This is a genomic window from Mycobacterium sp. 48b (assembly GCF_048282725.1).
Lineage (GTDB): Bacteria > Actinomycetota > Actinomycetes > Mycobacteriales > Mycobacteriaceae > Mycobacterium.
On record NZ_JBLVUL010000001.1, the window covers coordinates 2,603,288 to 2,620,757 of the forward strand.

The window sequence follows — 17,470 nt, forward strand, 5'->3', positions numbered from 1 at the left end:
ACCAACGAGGGCCGAACGTTGGTGTGGCGGTAGAGCTGTGGAGACGGCGCGGCAGCGCACCGCCTGCACTGTCCGTTGACAGGATGTTGACGTGACCAACCGACTGGACAGCCGCCACCGCGCCGAGCAGGCCGCGCGTATGAGCGCCACAGGTGCCACGTGGCAGGAGATTGCCGACGCTCTCGGCTACCGCAGCCGCCAGGCGGCCAGCCAGGCGGTGAAGCGGCTGCACGACCGCACGCCGCCCGAAACTGTTGAGCAGGCCCGCGCCAAGCACGACACGGCGCTGCAACTATTGCAGCGCAATGACTTCACGCGGTACCTGCTCGCGCTCCAGAACGGCGACGACGACACCGCGCTGCGGTACAGCAAGGAGCTGCGCGGCATCGTGTCCGAACGCGCCAAGCTGGCGGGCGTCTACGCGCCCGAGCGCCAGCAGGTGGACGTGAACGTGACCACCGACGCGGTGGCCATCATTGACCGCATGGAGGCCGAGCTGCTGGCTCTGGTCGCCCAGCGGCCACCACAACAGGCGTTGCCTGCCAACGCCATCATCGAAGCGGAGGTAGTCCCGGCATGACAGCGATCAGCACACCCGAGGATGTAGTGAAGGCGGCGGCCTCGATTGCGCGCGACGCCGCCGAGGGCCGCCTGGACCCGGCGCAGCTCGATGTGCAGCTGGCTGCGGCGTGCAAGGAGCTGATGGGCACCGTGGTCGGGCCCGACGATCCGCTGTTCGCCCTACAGCTGCACATCGCGCGCCAGATGATCGCGGCGGGCGGCATCCCGACCGATGAGCTGTCCGAATGGGCCGTCGTTCAACGCCGCCGCGAGGGTGCCGATGCCGCTACCGATTCCACCGCTGTGGACGGCCAGGGCGGCGCAGAGCCGCCAGCGGGTGCCGATGTCGTGACCGAGGCCGATTCGGCGGCCCTGGAGCCGCACAGCGCCGAAAACGACGCCGTGCCAGCTGATGCCGACGCCGAGGCGGGGGAGCTGGCGGCTGACACGGCCCCGGCACCCCACGCCGCCCCTGGCTGTGGGTGCGCCGCCCACACCGCCGAGCGTGGCCCTCGGTTCGGCGGCACCGTGCTGGCGCGCGGTCGCGGTCTGCCCGGCCAATAGGGGCTGTCTCAGAACTTTGGTTCTGAGACGCAAGCTGTAGCCGCTCCAGTTCAAGGCGTCGCGCCTGGGTGTCTGTCTTAAAAGTTGTCGCGTATCTTTATTCATATACGGCAATTTTTGAGACAGGACACCGCCACATGACCGCTACGACCTCCACCACCGGCCAGTTGCTCGGATACGCCCGCGTGAGTACCGGGCACCAATCCCTGGACCAGCAGCACGACGCCCTGGCCGCCGCTGGCGTGCACGCCGACCGCATGTACAGCGACAAGCTCACCGGCACCTCCACCCGCGAGCAGCGGCCGGGCCTGGCTGGCCTGCTGGACTACGCCCGCGAGGGCGACACCATCGTGGTGACCGGCATTGATCGCCTGGGCCGCAACGCCGCCGAGGTCATGACCACCATCCGCGACCTCGGCCAGCGCGGCATCGTGCTGCGCAGCCTGCGCGAGGGCATTGACACCTCCAACGCCACCGGGCGCATGGTGGCCGGTGTGCTCGCCAGCCTGGCCGAGCTGGAGCTGGAGCTACAGCGCGAGCGTGTGGCGGCGGCGAAGGCGGCGCGAAAGGCGCGCGGCGGCAACATCGGTCGGCCCAAGAAGCTCGACGCCGACCAGCTCGCCCTGGCTGAGCGGATGCGCGCCAGCGGCGAGTCGGTGCCGGTGATCGCCCAGACCCTCGGCGTCAGTCGGGCCACGCTGTACCGCACGCTGGCTGACAAGGAGGCCGCGCGATGACGCCCGCTCAACTTCACATGGATTGCAGCAGCCAGTAGGCGGCGGCAAGGGCGACAACCGCGAGCAACACAGCGTAGGGCGCTAAAAACGCCACCACTTTTCCCAATGGCAATGGCCAACTGCCCGGGTTCTTCCAACTGCGTACCGCGTACACGGTGTAGGCAATTGACAATGCGGCGGTCAAAGTGACCAGTACTGCGGCCGCTACCAGGCGCGGCACGTTGGGCGCGCCAACGTAGCCCGCGAGGATCGCGTAGACGTAACCCAGCAACACCACAATCAAGGCGGACAGTGTGCGCGTCGTTATGTCCTGCCAAAACTTCTCCTCGCGCACCCACTTGGCTAGCCATCGTGACGGCGGGGTGCGCTCCTCCTCGGTTTCTGCCACAGGGGCAGTGAATCATCCGATGCGCTGGGCATGCGCGCAGTGGGCTCAATACATTGCCGTGCACCACAACACGGCAACACGGCGGTATTGCCCTAGCTAACTGCCCTGGTAGCGGCCATGATCGACCACCGAGGCCACTGCCAGCCACCGGGTTACCTTGCTAAACCTGTTGCAGCACAACACGTCACAGTGGCGGCATTGGCGAAACGCCGCACGTGCGTTGGACCCCGAAGCGTTGCACCGTTCGGCCGTACGGTTACGGCCATGAGCACACCCGCAACCACCGTGGACCCGGCCAGCCGGTCGGCGTCGAGCTGGTCGGCGCTGCTGGCCAGCCTCAAGGCCCGCGGCGCACCCGAGACCGACCCCCGCGTCATCGAATGCCGCCAGGGCCTCGCATATCACCGCGCCCGCAAGGCCATCGAGCGCGACGCCGGGGAGCTGTCCGTCCCGGGCGTTGACCGCCTCGTTTCCCAGCTGCGCCAGGGGGTGACCCGATGAAGCGGCTCAACGCCCGTCCAGGTCTGCCGCCGGTGCCACCGCTGGCCCCCGTTATCGCCAAGGCACCCAAGGCTCGAGCGAGCCAGGCCGAGCAGCGCGAGCGGCGACGCAAGCGTCTGCCGGTGCACCTCGCGGGCACGTTCAACCTGGCGGCCGAGGTGACCGCGGTCTGTGGGCCCGCCGCTCAGGAGGTGTCCAGCCTGGCCAATCCGCTGGCGCTGCGCAGCGATGTAGAGGCGGTGGCCGATGCGGTGCACGAGGTGCTGAGCACCGCGGTCGGGATGATCGCGGGCGACCGGCACGCCGCCGACGCTGCCCGTACCCGTCAGCTGGCCGCCGACCTGGCGGTGCGCCCGCAGGCACCGGCCATCACCGACGAGCAGATCGTGTCGGGCGGCTGGGCCACGATGCTGGCCGAGTGGGTCGCGCCCTACTCCGGTGACCTGGCCGCACTGCTGGGCCGTGCACAGCCCCCGCGTGCTGATGCCTTGCGAGGCAACCCATCTGCCTCCGAACGCATCGAGCGGGCGTTGCGCGCCTTGGACGGGGCGGTGCTGGACCTGACGCGCCGGGTGCCGAAGGCGCGTGCCCGCCAGTCCCTTCCGTCCATGGCTGAGTTCAACGCCCATCTGAAAGCCAAGGCCGACGCTGAGCGCCAGCAGCGCGTCCTGGCCAAGCTCGGGGCGGTCTGAGCGGTGAGCGAGTTCGCCCGGCGCAGCACACCAGGCACCTGCCCTGACTGTGGCGGTCCCAGCCGCACCTGGAAGGGCTCACACCACGCCTGGCGCTGCTCGGGCTGCGTGGAGGTGGCTATCGGGCTCCACCGGCCACCACAGCGCACACGGCCAGTGTTCGGCTGGCCCAAGGACAGCACTACCAAGGAGGCACGACGATGACCCTCGGAACACTGATCGGCGATCCCGCCCGCGTCACCAGCATTCCGGCGACCAACAGCGCGACGCCCCGGCTGGGCACCCTGACCACCGAGAGCGGGCCGCTGCCAGTGCAGTTCGAGGCACCGCTGCTCAACCCGTCACCGCAGGCCCTCTACGCGGCCACCAGCTGGACCGAAACCGCCGAGGGGGAGCCGTCGCGGTTCCTGCTGGCCGGGGTGGACATGTGGGTGCACAACTTCGGCGGTGACGCGGCTTTCGGTGTGTGGGCTGCCGATTGGTGCGCTTCGCCGGATGACCTGACCGAGGCCGACGTGAAGGACGGTGTGCGCCCGGCAATCCTGGACACGTTCCAGCCCATCACCGTGTGGGCCTATGACGAATGCGACCTGACCGAACCGAGCCAGGCCGAGGTACGCGCCCGGGTGGCCCAGACCCTACGGCTGCGCGAACAGATCGCAGTCGAGCGCGAGTTCGCCGACCGGCTACTGGATGACGCGGGCACACCCACCGCGGTGGCCGACATTGTGGCCGCTGTGGGCGCGCTGGAGGCCAAGCTGGCCGTCACCAGCACCCTCGGTTACATCCACGCCAGCGCGGGGCTGGCGGCGGCGGCATCGCAGGCAAACCTGGTGCGCTACAACGGTGCCAAGCTGACCACCCCGCTCGGGCACACGTGGGTGTTCGGTGGTGGGTACACCGACGGCCTGGGCGAGGCCCTGGTGGCCACCAGCCCGACGTACGGGTGGCGCGACCAGGCGGTGGTGCGCGAGACCAAGAAGCTGGAACACAACCTGTTCGCGGCGGTGGCCGAACGCTCGCTGGTGGTGGCCTACGAGGCCACTATCGGGGCTGTAGCCATCGGCCCGTAAAGACGGCTGCCGCTGGTGGTGACGGACTGGCTGCGGGCCGCGTCACCACCACGGCTACCGATTCACCGATCACCAACAACCAGAAGGGATCACCATGGCGACCGCTCGTGACGGCCACCCGACACCTCAAGGGGTGCCGGAAGGCAGCTACCCAGCGCCGACCCCCGCCCGTGCTCACATTGCCGAGGCCAATCGGCCACCGGCACAAGCGCGGACAGGCCGTGCACAGCAGGGCACCCGATGAGCACCACCACCGCGACGCCGCGCGTCATCACCCGACTTGACGTCGCCGCTAAGGCCACTGCCGCCGAGCTCGCCGAACTGGACGGCGGCGTACACGAGTCGGCCCACGCGGTCACCGCGGCGCTGATGGGCGGCCGGGTGCGCAACGCCTTCGTGACCCGGCCCGGCAAGGTGGTGCCCCTCCAGGGTCGGACCGCGTTCGCCTCCATGAGCCCTGACCGCAACGCCTCGGTGGGCTACGCAGGCCCGTGGTCGGATGCGCGGTGGCGGGTTGGTGGCCGTCCGACGCACCACGACCTGGCGGCCACACTGGCCGCTGCGTCACCGGAGGACCGCAAGCTGATGGAGGCGGGTGGGGGACATCACGCGGTGGACCCGAACCTGACCAACTTGCTGGAACGCTGCTGGCCGTCGGTGATTCGCTTGGCGGGCCAGCTGTTCAAGCTGGGCGAAATCCACCACGAGCACGTGCTAGCCGCGCTCGGCCTGACCGAGGAGAACGCCGCCCATGGCCTGGCGGTGATCCGCAGCGGCAGCGCACCGGGTTCGTTCACCATCGGCGGGACGGTGCCGCTCATGCGCTTCTAGCCCGCCACCGCATCGCCCTGAGCCTCGGCAGGGCGGTGCATACCAATCCGGTTCCACACCAACCGATACCAACGACACCGACCGAGGAGACACCATGACCACCGCTGCACCCGTCGAGGCCCCTGACCACGAAATTGACAGCGCCATACTGGCCGCCCTGACCCCGACCGGCACCGAGCTGGTGGCATGGCGCTCCATTCGCCCCGGGTTGCCGGGGCTGTGGTGGCAGCACACCCGCGCACTGACCCGGCTGTTCGAGAGCCGTGCCGTATACGTCGTCAAGATCGGCGGCATGAACTACGTCTCGCTGGAGCACGGCGCGAATGCGCCTGGCCCCGAACGCCGCCCGCGCGACTTTCGGGCGCTGTGATGACCGCCGATCACCTGGCCACCCTGACCGCCGCGGGCGTGCTGGCCACCCGGCGCGCCCGGCGACGGCCAACCAGCCCGGCCGAGCTGGCCACCATGCTGATCCCGGGTTACCACGTGACCCCGACCATCCAACTCATCAGCGACGAGCTCGCGCGGGCAGTGGAGGAGCCCAACGCCCGCGTGGTGTTGACGACGCCACCGCGCACCGGCAAGTCGGTGCTGGTCTCCCAAGTGCTGCCGGTGTGGGCTCTGATGCGCAACCCCGACACCGAGGTCATCGTTAAGTCCTACGGCGATGACCTGGCCGAGGAACATTCCGCGGCTGCGCGCCGCCTGGTGGCCGACAACCCCGAGCTGGTGGGCATCGCACTGGCCGCCGACAAGAAGGCGGTCGGGCGCTGGCGCGTCGAGGGCCACCGCGGGGGAATGCTCGCCGGTGGAATCCTGTCCAGCGCCACGGGGTTCGGCTCGGACCTGCTGATCGTGGATGACCCGGTGAAGGGTGCCCAGGAGGCTGACTCTGCGGCGTACCGGCGGCGGCTGGTCAACGAGTTCCGCGCCTCGTTGCTCACCCGCCTGATGCCCGGCGGCAGCGCCATCGTGGTGCTGACCCGATGGCATGAGGACGACATCGCCGGGTCGCTGCTGGCCGAGCCCGGCAGCCGGTGGGTCCACATCAACATCCCTGCGGTATCGACTGCCGGCGTTCCTGACGCGCTGGAACGGGAGCACACCGGCACGGCCATGGTGTCGGCTATCGGGCGCACCGCAGAGGACTTCGCCGAAATCCGGCGCGGTGTCGGTGAACGGGTGTGGGCCGCCATGTACCTCGGTGTGCCGAGCACACCGGAGGGCGGCTTGATCAAGTCGGCCTGGCTGGACACCTGGCGGCTGCCAGCGGCACCTCTGGCACCCATCAAGACCGTGGTGGGCGTGGACCCCAGCGATAGCGGCAGCGGCGACAGCTGCGGCCTGGTCGCGGCCAGCATCACCGCCGAGGGCGTGGTGGCCGTCATTGCGGACAAGTCCGCACCGATGACCAGCGACCAGTGGGCGCGCGAGGCGGTGCAGCTGGCCGGGGATGTGGGCGCGTCCGAAATCGCCGTCGAGGGCTTCGCCGCGCGCGAGACGTACACCCGCGTGGTCACCGAGGCGTTGAAACGTGCGCGGCTGGGCCACCCGGTGCGCGTTACCTCCTGGCCGCCCAAGGGGTCCGGTCGCGGTGGCGGTGACGCCATGGCGCGCTCGGCGGCGCTGTTGCAGGGCTTGGAGGTGGGCACGGCCCGCATCGCCGGGCACCTGCCCGCGCTGGAGCAGGCGGCGGTGTCCTGGCAGGCCGGGCAGCACCAGCCCGACTCACTGGCCGCCGTCGTGGTGGCGCACGACGTGCTGGTCCACGCCGCCGGTGCTCAGGTCACCATCGCTACGCCGTTGAGCGCGAGCCTGGGCAGCCACACCGGCGGCCAGGTTCGCCAGCTCAATCCCTGGGCGCGCAACGTGAATCGACGGACCTCATGACCGCCACCGCATTACGCCGCTGCCGCCCGGCCTTTGACCGCCCGGCCTGCCGGGTGCGGGGCTGCGTCTACGCCGACCCCGACGGCCGAGCGGCCCGTGCCGCCCGCGCCGAGCTGCGCGCGATCCTGGCCGCACCACCGCAACCGCTGACCGACATCGAGGCCGGGTACGCGGTGCGCCACGTGACCGACCGCCTGGCGGTGCTGCACCACCACGGCGTGGTCGCCCTCGGCGGGATGACCGACTGCGACGAGTGTGGGCAGTGGGTGCCGTCGCTCCACGCCACCGATCCGGCCATGAAGGCGGCGCTAGAGGGCGGCGACTGCCCGCATCACTCGTAGCCAGGAGCGTTTCGCGGCTGTATGGCGCTGTGGCGCACCGTAACCGGCTGCGGGTCCAACCACACCAACCCGGTGCCGTTCGTGCGCGTGCGTAGCGCACGGAGGCGCAGTTTTCGCCGAACGCCACCGATGTCGGTGGACGGCCCTAGAGTGCGGTCATGGCGTCCAACCCGACTCCGCAATCCGTCATCGAAGGGTTCATCCTCCGGTCGCGGCGTGTCATCGCGCACTCCCTGATCCGTGAACAGGCCGAACTAATGAGGAAGCTGCACGCGGGGGAGACCACCATCTTGGTGACCGTCAACACCAAGACTGGCGAGGAGACCTACCGCAAACGGGTCGAGTACCCAAGCGAGGAGGCGTTGGAGTCGCTGGCGAGTCGGGTGCGCCCGCTGATCTTGAGCGGGGAGCCCATCTACTACGCGAAGGCGCTCGATGCCCTTGAAGAGCTTGTCGGGACCGACACACTCAACGAGGAAATCGACCCAGCCTGGTGGCGTCAGTATTGGGCCCAGGTTGTCGATGCCAACCTCGAGGCGCAGGCGTATTGGGTGGAGACGCCCAACGGCAGAATCACCGACCGCAAACTGATGTACGCCTGGCTGTACGGCGACGTAATCCACGCGAAGGCGCGGCGGTCGCCTGTGATCCGTGACCTCGATATCAACCAGCGCTACTACGCCGCCGCTCCCGGCATTGCACGCATCTGTGACCGCGTGATCTTCACCCAGATCATGATTGACGGGCTCATCGAAAAAGGGCTGCTGACGGTCGATCCCAACGTGTTGAGTGATGACGTGGTGGTGACAACTACGACGGTCGATGAGCCGGTGATCGTGCGGGTATCCGATGTTGGTGCACCAGTGCCGAGCGACCTGACCACCGTCGGGCCGTCGGCATTCGACCCCGAGGTCTGGAAATCGCCGCATCAAGCACTCGGCGTCAGCACCGATACCGCCGAGGCTGTGGAGGGCGAACCGTCCTCGGGTGGCCAGCCAACCAACTGACCCCCGTCCGCGCCAAACCTGTGGGGCCGTCGGTGGGCTCCTGCATACTGCTGCACATGCCAGTCACCTGGGAGTCGCGCGATTTGCCCGTACTCAAAGCCGCCGTCGAGCTATACGAGGAAAACGGGGAGCCGCCGCGCCCATCAGAGATCGAGGCGAGCACCGGCTTCGATGAGGAGACGGTCCAGCGCGCGCTCCGTGCCCTGTACACCGAGCCCTACTTCGAGGAGGGCCAAGGGACGGGCAGCAGCAGCGATATCCTCTGGGTCGGCAAGCCGACCAGTGCCGCCCTACGAGTCGCCGGGCAGTGGCCGACACCTGAGAGCCAAGTCGAACGGCTGATCGCCGCATTCCAAGCCGCTGCCGCCGACGAGTCGCGCCCCGACGAGGAGCGGAGCCGCGCTAAGCAGGTGGGGCTCTGGCTGACCGGCGCGCTGTCCCAGGTGGCAATCGGGGCACTGGGCGGTGCAGGCGGCAACCTGATGACCGGCGGCTAAGACTGCCCAGTCCTCACGTTTCCATCGGTGTCGCAGCGACGGGTCGCGTCGAGGTTCCAGCACGCCTCATTTCGATGTCCGGTCGGTCGCCCCAGCCACGACCACCTCGAACATCTCCTGGCAGTGCGGCGACGGGGTGTGATGGACGATGAGCCAGCCGTGCCACTAGGTTGCCTTCACCTCCTCGGCTGCGCGCTGCCAGGCGTCTGGCACGTTCAGCTTGCCCGCGTAGTTGTCCACGTACCACCACGCGAACTTGGCGGGATGGTTCGAGCCCTTGCTCTGCGCGTGTGAGTGAGCCGCGTGATACGGCTCGGCATTCGGGTCGGGCGCATACGGCACTCGGCGGAACGAATCTGTCATAGGGACTTCTCCTTTGGTCGATGACACCTAAACAAAGGTCTACCAGTGGAAACGCATGCTGGATACGAGGGGAATCTCACCCCGATCTGACCCTGTATTTCGGTGTCCGAGGAACCTGAACAAGGTTGGGGTTCTCACGGTCGCCCGCCAGTAATAGCGAGGTATCCGACCGATAAGTGCTAAAGGGCGCGCGCTCGGTTGACCCCTGCATCTCGAAAGTCGGACCAACGCTAACGTGGCCTGGTGACAGCAGACGACGATTCAGAGACTAACCTGCGATCATGCCCGCTTGTGCTGACGCATGACCGTCTATTTGAATGTCACTTCCAGCTCCATCAGATGATCGCCGCCTATCATCACCCTGCTCCGTTCAGATACTCCGCAAACGCGTTCCTTGCCAGTTCGAAATCTGCGCTGGAGATGGTACGACTGGACATGGAAAAGGAAGGCGAGAACGCGTGGCGTCGCGAGCGTGTGGGTCGCGTACTGGCTGACGAATTATTCTCCCAGTTCAATGTTGCCCGCAACTTCGTAATCCATCAGGGAAGCCTGATTCGCTCCAGCCAGGTTGAGGTTGGACTCTTCGCATACCGTCGCCTAAAACTCGCGCTCAGCACCGAACTCAAAACTGACGAGCCCAGTCATATCCTGATCGATCGCGTCGCGAACAGCGGTTCCGCTTCGATGTTCGTTCGTGCCGATCGGCCATTTATCGGAGAACAGCTTGGCGTTCGGCGTGTGTATCGCGAGCCCAAGTTGAGTACCGAACACGATGTCCTGACCGCCAGTGAGATGATTCTGAACCAACTGTGCAGCCTGGTTGATGACTGCCATTCGCACCTCGGGGTGCCTTTTGACGCTGACGCGCATGAATGCAACATCGCGCACGACCTAGAACAGCACGCGACCCTACTGGAAACGGACATAGATCCATCGCTCGTGGAGAAATGGGGCTGGGACTGAGTCCGGAATCTCGCTATTGGAGCATGACTCGCCCGGCAACCGTGCCCCCGTTCCCAACACCGCTCCAGGTCCACCTTCTTGGGCTGGCCTCGGCGTCCTCAATCTCAGGTCGGCCGCAGCCAGGCAAGACTGCCTCGAACATCTCCCGGCAGTGTGGTGACGGCGTGTGGTGCACGACTAGCAGGCGCGACACGTCGCAACCCATTGCGGGGGTATCTGCCCATTAAGTGGTTGAAGGTGATTGCCATATCAGTCCAGTAAACCGCTGTACGGTGGCCCCGGCAACGGTGCGAGGCGGCACGTTCACGTCAGCGCGGCGCCAACTCGAAGTACCCGTAGATGTAGATCTGCCCGTCGGCGGTGCCCGACTCCACCGGCGCGTCCAATACGGCCGCCACGATCCGGTGATCGGAGAACAGGCGCTGTAGTCGGCCGCCGCGCCGCCACACCATGTAGAAGTTCGAGCTGTCGCCCTGACTGTCCAGCTGGTAGCTCGATACCTCGGTGAGATGGTCGTTTACGCTGTGCCGCAGTGCATCTCCGATGACATGTCCCTTGGCCGCGAAGAACCGCTCCCCGACGAGAGTGAAGTCCGGCTCGATGCCGGCGACGAAGGTCCGCAGCGCGTCCTCGGCCGCTGTCCGTGCCGCCGGCGGCACCGAATCGATCGGATACGACTGCTGGGTCATCATGTAGGGCGGGATGTCGGCGAGCTCCGACTTCTGCGCGGCCCGGTACTGATAGAAGACATAGCCGCCGCCCGTGACGGCGACGACGACCAACACGACCAAAACCCAGACGATCATCGGTGCCCTCATCACATGTTGCCTATGTTGATGCCGCTGACCGGGTGGTCGCCCCACCTCGGGGTTCCGGATCCCATCAAGACGCTCATCGGGATGGTGATCAGCGGCCCTCCTCCGTTCGGATTGGATTCCCATGGGTTGCGCAGGGTCACCGTGGCGTCGTTACCGGTGCCACTGATGCTCTCGACGATATATGCGTGATTGTGCACCAGCGGCCCAGCGTCTGAGCCGGTGGACAGGGTGACCGGCTGATGGTTGGCCAGTGCCTCGGTGATCCTGGAGTCGATGTGCTCGCCGGTGCGCCAGGCATCTGCGGGAACCAAGGTGTCGCCACGGTTGCCGGTCACCGCTTCCAAGGCGTCCTTGGTCTGACCGCCCTTGCCGATCGTGTCGAGCGCGTCGTTCATATTGGCCCCCGGAGCCTTGAGCTTCGCGTACGCCGACTCCATGACGGCCGGCCACAGCGGGGCGTTGGGATCACCGTTGTCGAGTCGGCTGGCGCCGTGCTTGTCGATGTTGGTGTTGATGTCGTCTTGCGTGACGGTGATGTGTTTCCACTCGTGGCCGTCCCACAGCGTGACGTCGAAATTGCCCGAGCCGTCGTCGTATTTGATGCGGTCCTTGATCTTCTGCGGGTTGGCGTTGGCGACGGCGCCCAACGTCGAATCGAGATAGCAGTCACCGATCTGGTCCTGCTGGATATCGGCGGCCGTCGGGTCGTGCGGAAACAAGTCCTCGTCGGTCCATTTGCGCTTCGCCGGATCACCGGCCTCATCGCCCGGACCACCGACATCGCCCGGGCCGCTGACATCGGAACTTGCTGCCTGGATCGCCTTGGCAAGCACGCGATCCTGAGTGTCGAACTCGGCGAGCATGGTCTTCATCCGGACCGAGGCATCAGCAGCGAGCGTCTGGAGTCGTATCCCATTGACCGGGTTGAGTTTTGCGAACTGCTCCAGGGCGCTGCCGGGGCGGATCGACACCGTGCCGTCATCCGCCACCTGCCAGCCCTGGTTCTTGAGCTGATCGACCAGCGTCACCACGTTGGTACGCGAGGCGGCCAGCTGACTGCCTCCGCCGGCAAGCACCGACTCCATCCGGTGCAGGGTCTCGGCCATTTTCACGTGCTCGGCGATACGTTGTTCGGTGGTGGCGGACGCAGCTCCGTAAGCGTCGCCGCGCCAGCTTGCCCCCAATCGGGCGAGACTCGCGCGAAGCGCCGCGACCTGCTGATCGACCCGAGCCGCCGACTGCCCCGCGTGTTGTGCGGCTTCCGTCAGCTGCTCGGGATGTGAATTCTGGACCGCGGAAACGGTGACGGTCACCGATGCATCGTCTTGTCGAGGGCGGCACCCGATTGACCGTCGGCGTCGGTGTACATCTGGGCCGCGGTGCGCAACTTCGTGGACAACTCGGTGAGCTCGCCCGACAAGCGGTGACAGGCCGATTCGACCACCGTCGCTGCCCGCTGACAGGCCTCGCCGGTGGCCAGCGTGGACAACGCTGCGCCCGTGCTACCCAACGCCGAGCTGACCGTGAGTTCGGGAATGTCGGCTCCCACCTGATGAATATCGGTCGCTGCGACCTGCAACGCGGTCGGATCTACCCCCAGTGTCAACCCCACGTCCCCATCTTAAGTCGACGCCGCGCGCTGACCGTGCACCAATTTCCGGCGCCGGCGAGTGCCGTTGGTAGGCAATTGTTCTGCACCACTGCGGATTCGACGACATTGTCATGCGACAAATGGCAGCACCGGTGAGGCTGACGGGCGACATCGCGAGGTGCCGTGTCGGCCCGGCGCGCCCGCGACGGTGCAGGATGGGGTCATGCCCAACACCCAGATCCTGGCCGGGCCACAGGTGCGGCTACGCCCGCCGGTCGTCGACGATGCCGAGGCCCTGTACACCCGTGTCGCCTCCGATCCCGAGGTGACGCGGTACCTGTCCTGGCGCCCCCATTCCGGCGTCACCGAAACGCGCCGCGTCATCACCACTCTGTTCAACGTCGGTGACGAGCAGACCTGGCTGATCGAAGCCGACGGCGAGGTGGCCGGGCTGTGCGCGCGGCGACGCCCGCAGCCGTACGCGGTGGAACTCGGCTACTGCCTGGCCCGGCAGTGGTGGGGGCGCGGCCTGATGTCGGAAGCGGTTTCGTTGATGCTGGCCGATCTGCAGTCCGATCCCACGGTGTACCGGGTCACGGCGTACTGCCATGCCGACAACGCGGGCTCTGCCGGGGTGCTGCGGCGGTGTGGTCTGTCACTGGAGGGAAGGCTCGCGCGGTACGCGATGTTCCCCAATATCAGTGACGAACCACAGGACGTGCTGTTGTTCGGGAAGGCGGTGCGGTGATGGGCACATTCGATATTCGCGGGCTGCGGCGTCCGGTGGTCGTGGCGCCGATGGCCGGTGGCCCCTCGACCCCGGAACTGGCCGCGGCGGGGAGCAATGCCGGTGGGCTGGGATTCCTCGCGGCCGGCTATCTGACCGCCGACGGCCTTGCCGAAAGAGTCACCGCCGCGCGCGGTTTGACCACCGGACCGCTGGGCGTGAATCTCTTCGCGCCCCAACCCAGTGCGGGTACGCCCGAACAGATCCAGGCCTACGCCGCGCAATTGGCCGGTGAGGCGCAGCGCTACGGCGTGGCCCTGGGTGACCCGCGCTACGACGACGACGCGTGGGCCGCCAAGCTGGATGCGGTATTCGATCTACGGCCCGAGGTGGTCTCGTTCACCTTCGGATTGCCCAGCGGGGCGGAGATCTCCCGGCTCCGCGGCGCCGGCATCAGCACCGTGGGGACTGTGACGACGCTGGACGAAGCGCGGTTGGCGGTGGGTCGCGGCGTCGATGTGCTCGCCGTGCAGGGGCCCTCCGCGGGTGGGCACCGGGGCACGTTCGACCCGGCCGCAGCGCCCGCATCGCAACCGCTGGAGGAGTTGCTGGCCGAGGTGCTGGCCGCGGTGGACGTTCCCGTCGTGGCGGCGGGCGGATTGGTCAGCGCCGGCGACGTGGCGGGTGTGCTGGCCGCCGGCGCGGTGGCCGTCCAACTCGGTACCGCGTTCCTGCTGGCCGACGAAGCCGGCAGCAGCCCGGTCCACCGTGCCGCGCTGCAAAGTCCCGAGTTCACCGAAACCGTTGTCACCCGGGCATTTTCCGGCCGCTACGCCCGCGGGCTGCGCAATCGCTTCATCGTCGAGCACGATGCGCAGGCCCCGCTGGGCTACCCCGAGATCCATTACCTGACCAGCCCGGTGCGGAAGGCCTCGGCGGCTGCGGGTGATCCGCAGGCCACCAACGTGTGGGCCGGTACCGGATGGCGTCAGGCCCGGACCGGGACGGTGGCCGAGATCATGACGGGCTTGGCCCCGGCCTAGCCCCGGCCGCGCCCCGGGCCCACACGCTCCACGACCACGTCGCCATCTTCCGAGCGGACCGTGACCTCGGCGGCAGCGACGTCGGAATCGTTCGTCTCGACCACGCGGACCTCGGTCGACGCCCCGGACTGTGCGTGCACCAGATACGGTCCTCGCTCCGGTAGCCCGATCACCACGTCGCCGTTGCGGCTCACCGCGTCGACGCGACGCGGGGCGGCATCGCGGAAGTCGACGGTGATGTCCCCGTCGGATGTGGTGGCGCTGAACTCTTCGGTGACCGCGATCGGGTCGCGCGAGACGATCTCGCCGTCGACTGTGTGGGCCTCGACGCGGCGGGCCGCGCCGCGCAGGATGATCGCCCCGTCGGACACCCGGGCGATCAACTGGTCCACGTCGGCCTGCGCGATCACCGAGCCCATCTCCTGCTCGGTGCGTACCGTCAGCCGGCGGGCCTGCTCGGGCGGCACGGCGATGGTGATCTCTCCGCCACGGGCCCACTCCAGCATGGGGGAGGGATGGCCCGCGATGGCGATCCGGGTGCCGTCGCCGTCGGTGGTCACCTGCAGCCGGTGTGCGCCGCTGTGAGTGGTGTTCACCAGGCGCAGATCCGCTGTGGCTTCCCGGGTTTCGCGGTCAGCCGTGATGCGGATGGCGACGGGGATCTGTGCCGTGTCGATCACCAGCGATCGCATCGTCGCCGGCAACCCCTGATGGTCGGTGACGACCCGGACGGTGCTCACGGCCCAGGAGGCCACGCCGAGTGCGGCCACCGAACCGGCGACCAGCAGCGTGGCCGAGACGATCAGGACGAGGCGGAATGTGGTGCGGCCGCCCGGGTTCAACTGGGGCGGCGGATTGACCGGTGGCGGAGCGGCGATGATTGTCACGATGAAAGTCCTTCCCGGTAGGGGTGTTCGGTCTAGGTCTCGAGGTAGCGCAGCACCGCCAGCACGCGGCGGTTCTCGCTCTCGTCGGGAGCGAGGTCGAATTTCGTGAAGATCGAGGCGATGTGCTTCTCGGCCGAGCCGACCGAGATGTGCAGTGCGGCAGCGATCGCCGAGTTCGTCTTGCCCTCGGCCATCAGCTGCAGAACGTCGCGCTCGCGTGGGGTCAATTGGTTCAGGGCGCTTCGGCGGGCCGAACGTACCAAGATCTGTGACACCACCTCGGGATCGAGCACCGTGCCCCCGCCGCCCACCACGGCGACCGCATCGAGGAACGCAGGCACATCGGCCACCCGGTCCTTGAGCAGGTAGCCGAATCCTCGTGTTTCCGAGGCGATCAAATCGGCCGCATAGCGCTCTTCGACATAGTGGGAGAGCACCAGCACGGGGGACTCGGGGTTCTGGCTGCGCAGAAGCGCCGCGGCCCGGATGCCCTCGTCGGTGAATGTCGGCGGCATCCGGACGTCGAGGATGGCCAGGTCCGGATGGTGTTCGTTGACCAGGCGCAGCAGATTGGTGGCATCGGGCACCCCGGCGACGATCTCGTGCCCGGCGTCGGCCAGGATCCGTTCGATACCTGCCCGCAGCAGTGCCGAGTCCTCGGCGATCACGATCCGCATGGCAGCACCGCCGTGACGATCGTCGGACCTGTGGCCGGGCTGGACACCGCGAAGGTTCCCCCCGCGGCACGTACCCGTTCGTCCAGCCCGCGCAGGCCCGTGGCGTTCTCGCCGGCGTCGAGGACCGCACCGCCCTGACCGTCGTCGAACACCGAAACGTGCAGCACGTTGGCGGTGTCGTCCAACCGGACGGTGACCACGGCCTGCGTTGCTCTGGCGTGTTTGGCGATGTTGGTCAATGCCTCGGCGACCACGAAGTAGGCCACGGATTCCACCTCATCGGGCAACCTGCGCGGTAGCTCGATGTGCAATGTGGTTGGGACTCCGGAGGTCTCGGTGCGCTGCACCACCGATGACAGCGCCGCATCGAGTCCTCGATCCGACAGGATCGTCGGGGCGATTCCGCGCACCACGTTGCGTAGTTCCACCAGTGCGCTCTTGGCATCGTCGTGCGCTTCGGCGATCAGCGCTTTGGCGGCGGGTGGATCCGAGTCCAGCTTCGTCTGGGCCAGCCCGATCGTCATCGCCAGAGAGACCAGTCGGGGCTGCACGCTGTCGTGCAGATCGCGCTCGATGCGGTGACGTTCGGTCTGCGCGGAGGACACCGCGCCCTTTCGCGCATCGGCGAGCGCGTTCACTTGGTACTCCAGCGCGGCGGTGGACGAGGGGGACAACAGCCATCGGTCGATCGCGGCGTCCATGGCCGGGGCGAGGATCAGGATCGCTACCGCAGCGACGACGGCGACGAACGCCAGCAGCAGGGCGATCGGTGGCGACAGGAAGATCAGACCGGCATCGTTGTCGCTCTGGCGGACCGCGACGGCTGCGGCCGGGCCCACGAACGCGAAGGCGAGCAGGGCGAACGCGAGGCCGGTGGCCAGCATGTCATAGGTCATCCGCAGGTAGTTGTGGCAGACGCCCTTCCAGAACCGGGTACCGCTGATGTCCAGCCACAGCTGATGGGCCCAGCCCTGAAACCCCGTGTGAGGTGACAGCTGGCGCGGCGGAACCCCGATACCGAGGCCGAACACGGCTTCGCTGCGCGTTCGCTCGACCCACTCGACACCGCGCATCAGGTAGATGAAGACCACGCCGGAGAGCAGGAATCCGATCACCGAAGGAATCGAGGAGACCCCGATGACCATGATGGACAACGGAATCCAGAACCACACCAGTGCCACCGCGGCACCGGTGATCATCGACGCGGTCGGCACGAGGCCGATGTTGCGTGGTGTCGTCACGGACTCAGAAGCCGGCTCGGCCGGGGCGGGCAGGACGGTTTCGCTTGTTGCGACCATGCCTTCAACCTACGAAGTTGC

23 protein-coding genes and 2 pseudogenes are annotated in these 17,470 nt (G+C 67.4%); 15 read left to right on the plus strand and 10 right to left on the minus strand.

From position 1 onward, the window contains the following. The first annotated feature begins 91 nt into the window (after positions 1-91). From ACNQR1_RS12690 to ACNQR1_RS12700, 3 genes are all read left to right on the plus strand, one after another. Entirely contained in the window at positions 92-580 is a 489-nt protein-coding gene (locus ACNQR1_RS12690) for an AraC family transcriptional regulator (protein WP_081281887.1), read from the plus strand. Continuing rightward, positions 577-1,125 (plus strand): hypothetical protein, encoded by a 549-nt coding sequence (locus ACNQR1_RS12695; RefSeq protein ID WP_064848287.1) that lies wholly within the window; start codon positions 577-579, stop codon positions 1,123-1,125. The genes ACNQR1_RS12690 and ACNQR1_RS12695 overlap by 4 nt, the downstream gene beginning before the upstream one ends. A 137-nt stretch (positions 1,126-1,262) precedes the next feature. Continuing rightward, positions 1,263-1,862 carry a recombinase family protein gene (locus tag ACNQR1_RS12700; protein WP_418046463.1) on the plus strand — a complete coding sequence of 200 codons (600 nt, stop codon included), beginning with the start codon at positions 1,263-1,265 and terminating at the stop codon, positions 1,860-1,862. A gap of 13 nt (positions 1,863-1,875) precedes the next feature. Here ACNQR1_RS12700 and ACNQR1_RS12705 read toward each other — a convergent pair whose 3' ends face one another. Continuing rightward, entirely contained in the window at positions 1,876-2,250 is a 375-nt protein-coding gene (locus ACNQR1_RS12705) for a hypothetical protein (RefSeq protein ID WP_418046465.1), read from the minus strand. A 264-nt stretch (positions 2,251-2,514) separates the two neighbouring features. Here ACNQR1_RS12705 and ACNQR1_RS12710 point away from each other — a divergent pair, with 264 nt between their 5' ends. The 9 genes from ACNQR1_RS12710 (at position 2,515) to ACNQR1_RS12750 (ending at position 9,082) form a co-directional block, all read left to right on the plus strand. Further along, the gene (locus tag ACNQR1_RS12710) at positions 2,515-2,751 is read left to right on the plus strand and encodes a hypothetical protein (RefSeq protein ID WP_418046467.1); all 237 of its coding nucleotides are present in this window, start codon (positions 2,515-2,517) and stop codon (positions 2,749-2,751) included. After that, a complete protein-coding gene (locus ACNQR1_RS12715; protein ID WP_418046469.1) occupies positions 2,748-3,443 on the plus strand; it encodes a hypothetical protein in 696 nt (231 codons plus the stop codon). Before ACNQR1_RS12710 ends, ACNQR1_RS12715 begins: the two co-directional genes overlap by 4 nt. 200 nt (positions 3,444-3,643) lie before the next feature. Then, positions 3,644-4,516: a hypothetical protein gene (locus ACNQR1_RS12720; protein ID WP_418046471.1), complete on the plus strand. Its 873-nt coding sequence runs from the start codon at positions 3,644-3,646 to the stop codon at positions 4,514-4,516. A 240-nt stretch (positions 4,517-4,756) separates the two neighbouring features. Further along, positions 4,757-5,347 carry a hypothetical protein gene (locus ACNQR1_RS12725; protein WP_418046473.1) on the plus strand — a complete coding sequence of 197 codons (591 nt, stop codon included), beginning with the start codon at positions 4,757-4,759 and terminating at the stop codon, positions 5,345-5,347. Positions 5,348-5,441: 94 nt separating this feature from the next. Beyond that, the gene (locus ACNQR1_RS12730) at positions 5,442-5,717 is read left to right on the plus strand and encodes a hypothetical protein (RefSeq protein WP_418046475.1); all 276 of its coding nucleotides are present in this window, start codon (positions 5,442-5,444) and stop codon (positions 5,715-5,717) included. Continuing rightward, a complete protein-coding gene (locus ACNQR1_RS12735; protein ID WP_418046477.1) occupies positions 5,717-7,237 on the plus strand; it encodes a terminase large subunit domain-containing protein in 1,521 nt (506 codons plus the stop codon). Before ACNQR1_RS12730 ends, ACNQR1_RS12735 begins: the two co-directional genes overlap by 1 nt. After that, positions 7,234-7,578: a hypothetical protein gene (locus ACNQR1_RS12740; protein ID WP_418046479.1), complete on the plus strand. Its 345-nt coding sequence runs from the start codon at positions 7,234-7,236 to the stop codon at positions 7,576-7,578. Before ACNQR1_RS12735 ends, ACNQR1_RS12740 begins: the two co-directional genes overlap by 4 nt. Positions 7,579-7,871: 293 nt before the next feature. After that, entirely contained in the window at positions 7,872-8,585 is a 714-nt protein-coding gene (locus ACNQR1_RS12745) for a hypothetical protein (protein WP_418046481.1), read from the plus strand. Positions 8,586-8,641: 56 nt separating this feature from the next. Continuing rightward, positions 8,642-9,082: a hypothetical protein gene (locus ACNQR1_RS12750; RefSeq protein ID WP_418046483.1), complete on the plus strand. Its 441-nt coding sequence runs from the start codon at positions 8,642-8,644 to the stop codon at positions 9,080-9,082. A gap of 81 nt (positions 9,083-9,163) precedes the next feature. Here ACNQR1_RS12750 and ACNQR1_RS12755 read toward each other — a convergent pair. After that, positions 9,164-9,232, minus strand: a pseudogene (locus ACNQR1_RS12755) (flavodoxin family protein); the annotation flags it as partial. A gap of 15 nt (positions 9,233-9,247) precedes the next feature. Beyond that, positions 9,248-9,445: a hypothetical protein gene (locus tag ACNQR1_RS12760; RefSeq protein ID WP_418046485.1), complete on the minus strand. Its 198-nt coding sequence runs from the start codon at positions 9,443-9,445 to the stop codon at positions 9,248-9,250. Between the two features lie 243 nt (positions 9,446-9,688). Here ACNQR1_RS12760 and ACNQR1_RS12765 point away from each other — a divergent pair, with 243 nt between their 5' ends. Next, positions 9,689-10,408 carry a hypothetical protein gene (locus tag ACNQR1_RS12765; protein WP_418046487.1) on the plus strand — a complete coding sequence of 240 codons (720 nt, stop codon included), beginning with the start codon at positions 9,689-9,691 and terminating at the stop codon, positions 10,406-10,408. Between the two features lie 76 nt (positions 10,409-10,484). On the opposite strand, the pseudogene ACNQR1_RS12770 reads toward ACNQR1_RS12765, so the two are convergent. The 4 genes and pseudogenes from ACNQR1_RS12770 to ACNQR1_RS12785 form a co-directional block, all read right to left on the minus strand. Beyond that, positions 10,485-10,601, minus strand: a pseudogene (locus ACNQR1_RS12770) (flavodoxin family protein); the annotation flags it as partial. Positions 10,602-10,716: 115 nt separating this feature from the next. Then, positions 10,717-11,214 carry a hypothetical protein gene (locus ACNQR1_RS12775; RefSeq protein ID WP_418046489.1) on the minus strand — a complete coding sequence of 166 codons (498 nt, stop codon included), beginning with the start codon at positions 11,212-11,214 and terminating at the stop codon, positions 10,717-10,719. Between the two features lie 11 nt (positions 11,215-11,225). Next, complete coding sequence (locus ACNQR1_RS12780) at positions 11,226-12,539, minus strand: C2 family cysteine protease (RefSeq protein ID WP_418046491.1); 1,314 nt, start codon at positions 12,537-12,539, stop codon at positions 11,226-11,228. Further along, positions 12,536-12,838 (minus strand): type VII secretion target, encoded by a 303-nt coding sequence (locus ACNQR1_RS12785; RefSeq protein ID WP_418046493.1) that lies wholly within the window; start codon positions 12,836-12,838, stop codon positions 12,536-12,538. Before ACNQR1_RS12785 ends, ACNQR1_RS12780 begins: the two co-directional genes overlap by 4 nt. 202 nt (positions 12,839-13,040) lie before the next feature. On the opposite strand from ACNQR1_RS12785, the gene ACNQR1_RS12790 reads away from it, so the two are divergent. Both ACNQR1_RS12790 and ACNQR1_RS12795 read left to right on the plus strand, forming a co-directional pair. Then, a complete protein-coding gene (locus tag ACNQR1_RS12790; protein WP_418046495.1) occupies positions 13,041-13,565 on the plus strand; it encodes a GNAT family N-acetyltransferase in 525 nt (174 codons plus the stop codon). After that, positions 13,565-14,587 carry a nitronate monooxygenase gene (locus ACNQR1_RS12795; protein WP_418046497.1) on the plus strand — a complete coding sequence of 341 codons (1,023 nt, stop codon included), beginning with the start codon at positions 13,565-13,567 and terminating at the stop codon, positions 14,585-14,587. The genes ACNQR1_RS12790 and ACNQR1_RS12795 overlap by 1 nt, the downstream gene beginning before the upstream one ends. On the opposite strand, the gene ACNQR1_RS12800 is transcribed toward ACNQR1_RS12795, so the two are convergent. Genes ACNQR1_RS12800 through ACNQR1_RS12810 form a run of 3 tightly spaced genes read right to left on the minus strand, consistent with a single transcriptional unit; the run spans position 14,584 to position 17,449 of the window. Beyond that, the gene (locus tag ACNQR1_RS12800) at positions 14,584-15,474 is read right to left on the minus strand and encodes a DUF4097 family beta strand repeat-containing protein (protein WP_418046499.1); all 891 of its coding nucleotides are present in this window, start codon (positions 15,472-15,474) and stop codon (positions 14,584-14,586) included. The genes ACNQR1_RS12795 and ACNQR1_RS12800 overlap by 4 nt on opposite strands. 32 nt (positions 15,475-15,506) lie before the next feature. Beyond that, on the minus strand, positions 15,507-16,151 hold the full coding sequence (locus ACNQR1_RS12805; protein ID WP_418046501.1) for a response regulator transcription factor: 645 nt from the start codon (positions 16,149-16,151) through the stop codon (positions 15,507-15,509). Then, positions 16,139-17,449, minus strand: coding sequence for a sensor histidine kinase (locus ACNQR1_RS12810; RefSeq protein WP_418046503.1), 1,311 nt, complete (start codon positions 17,447-17,449; stop codon positions 16,139-16,141). Before ACNQR1_RS12810 ends, ACNQR1_RS12805 begins: the two co-directional genes overlap by 13 nt. Positions 17,450-17,470: the final 21 nt, after the last annotated feature.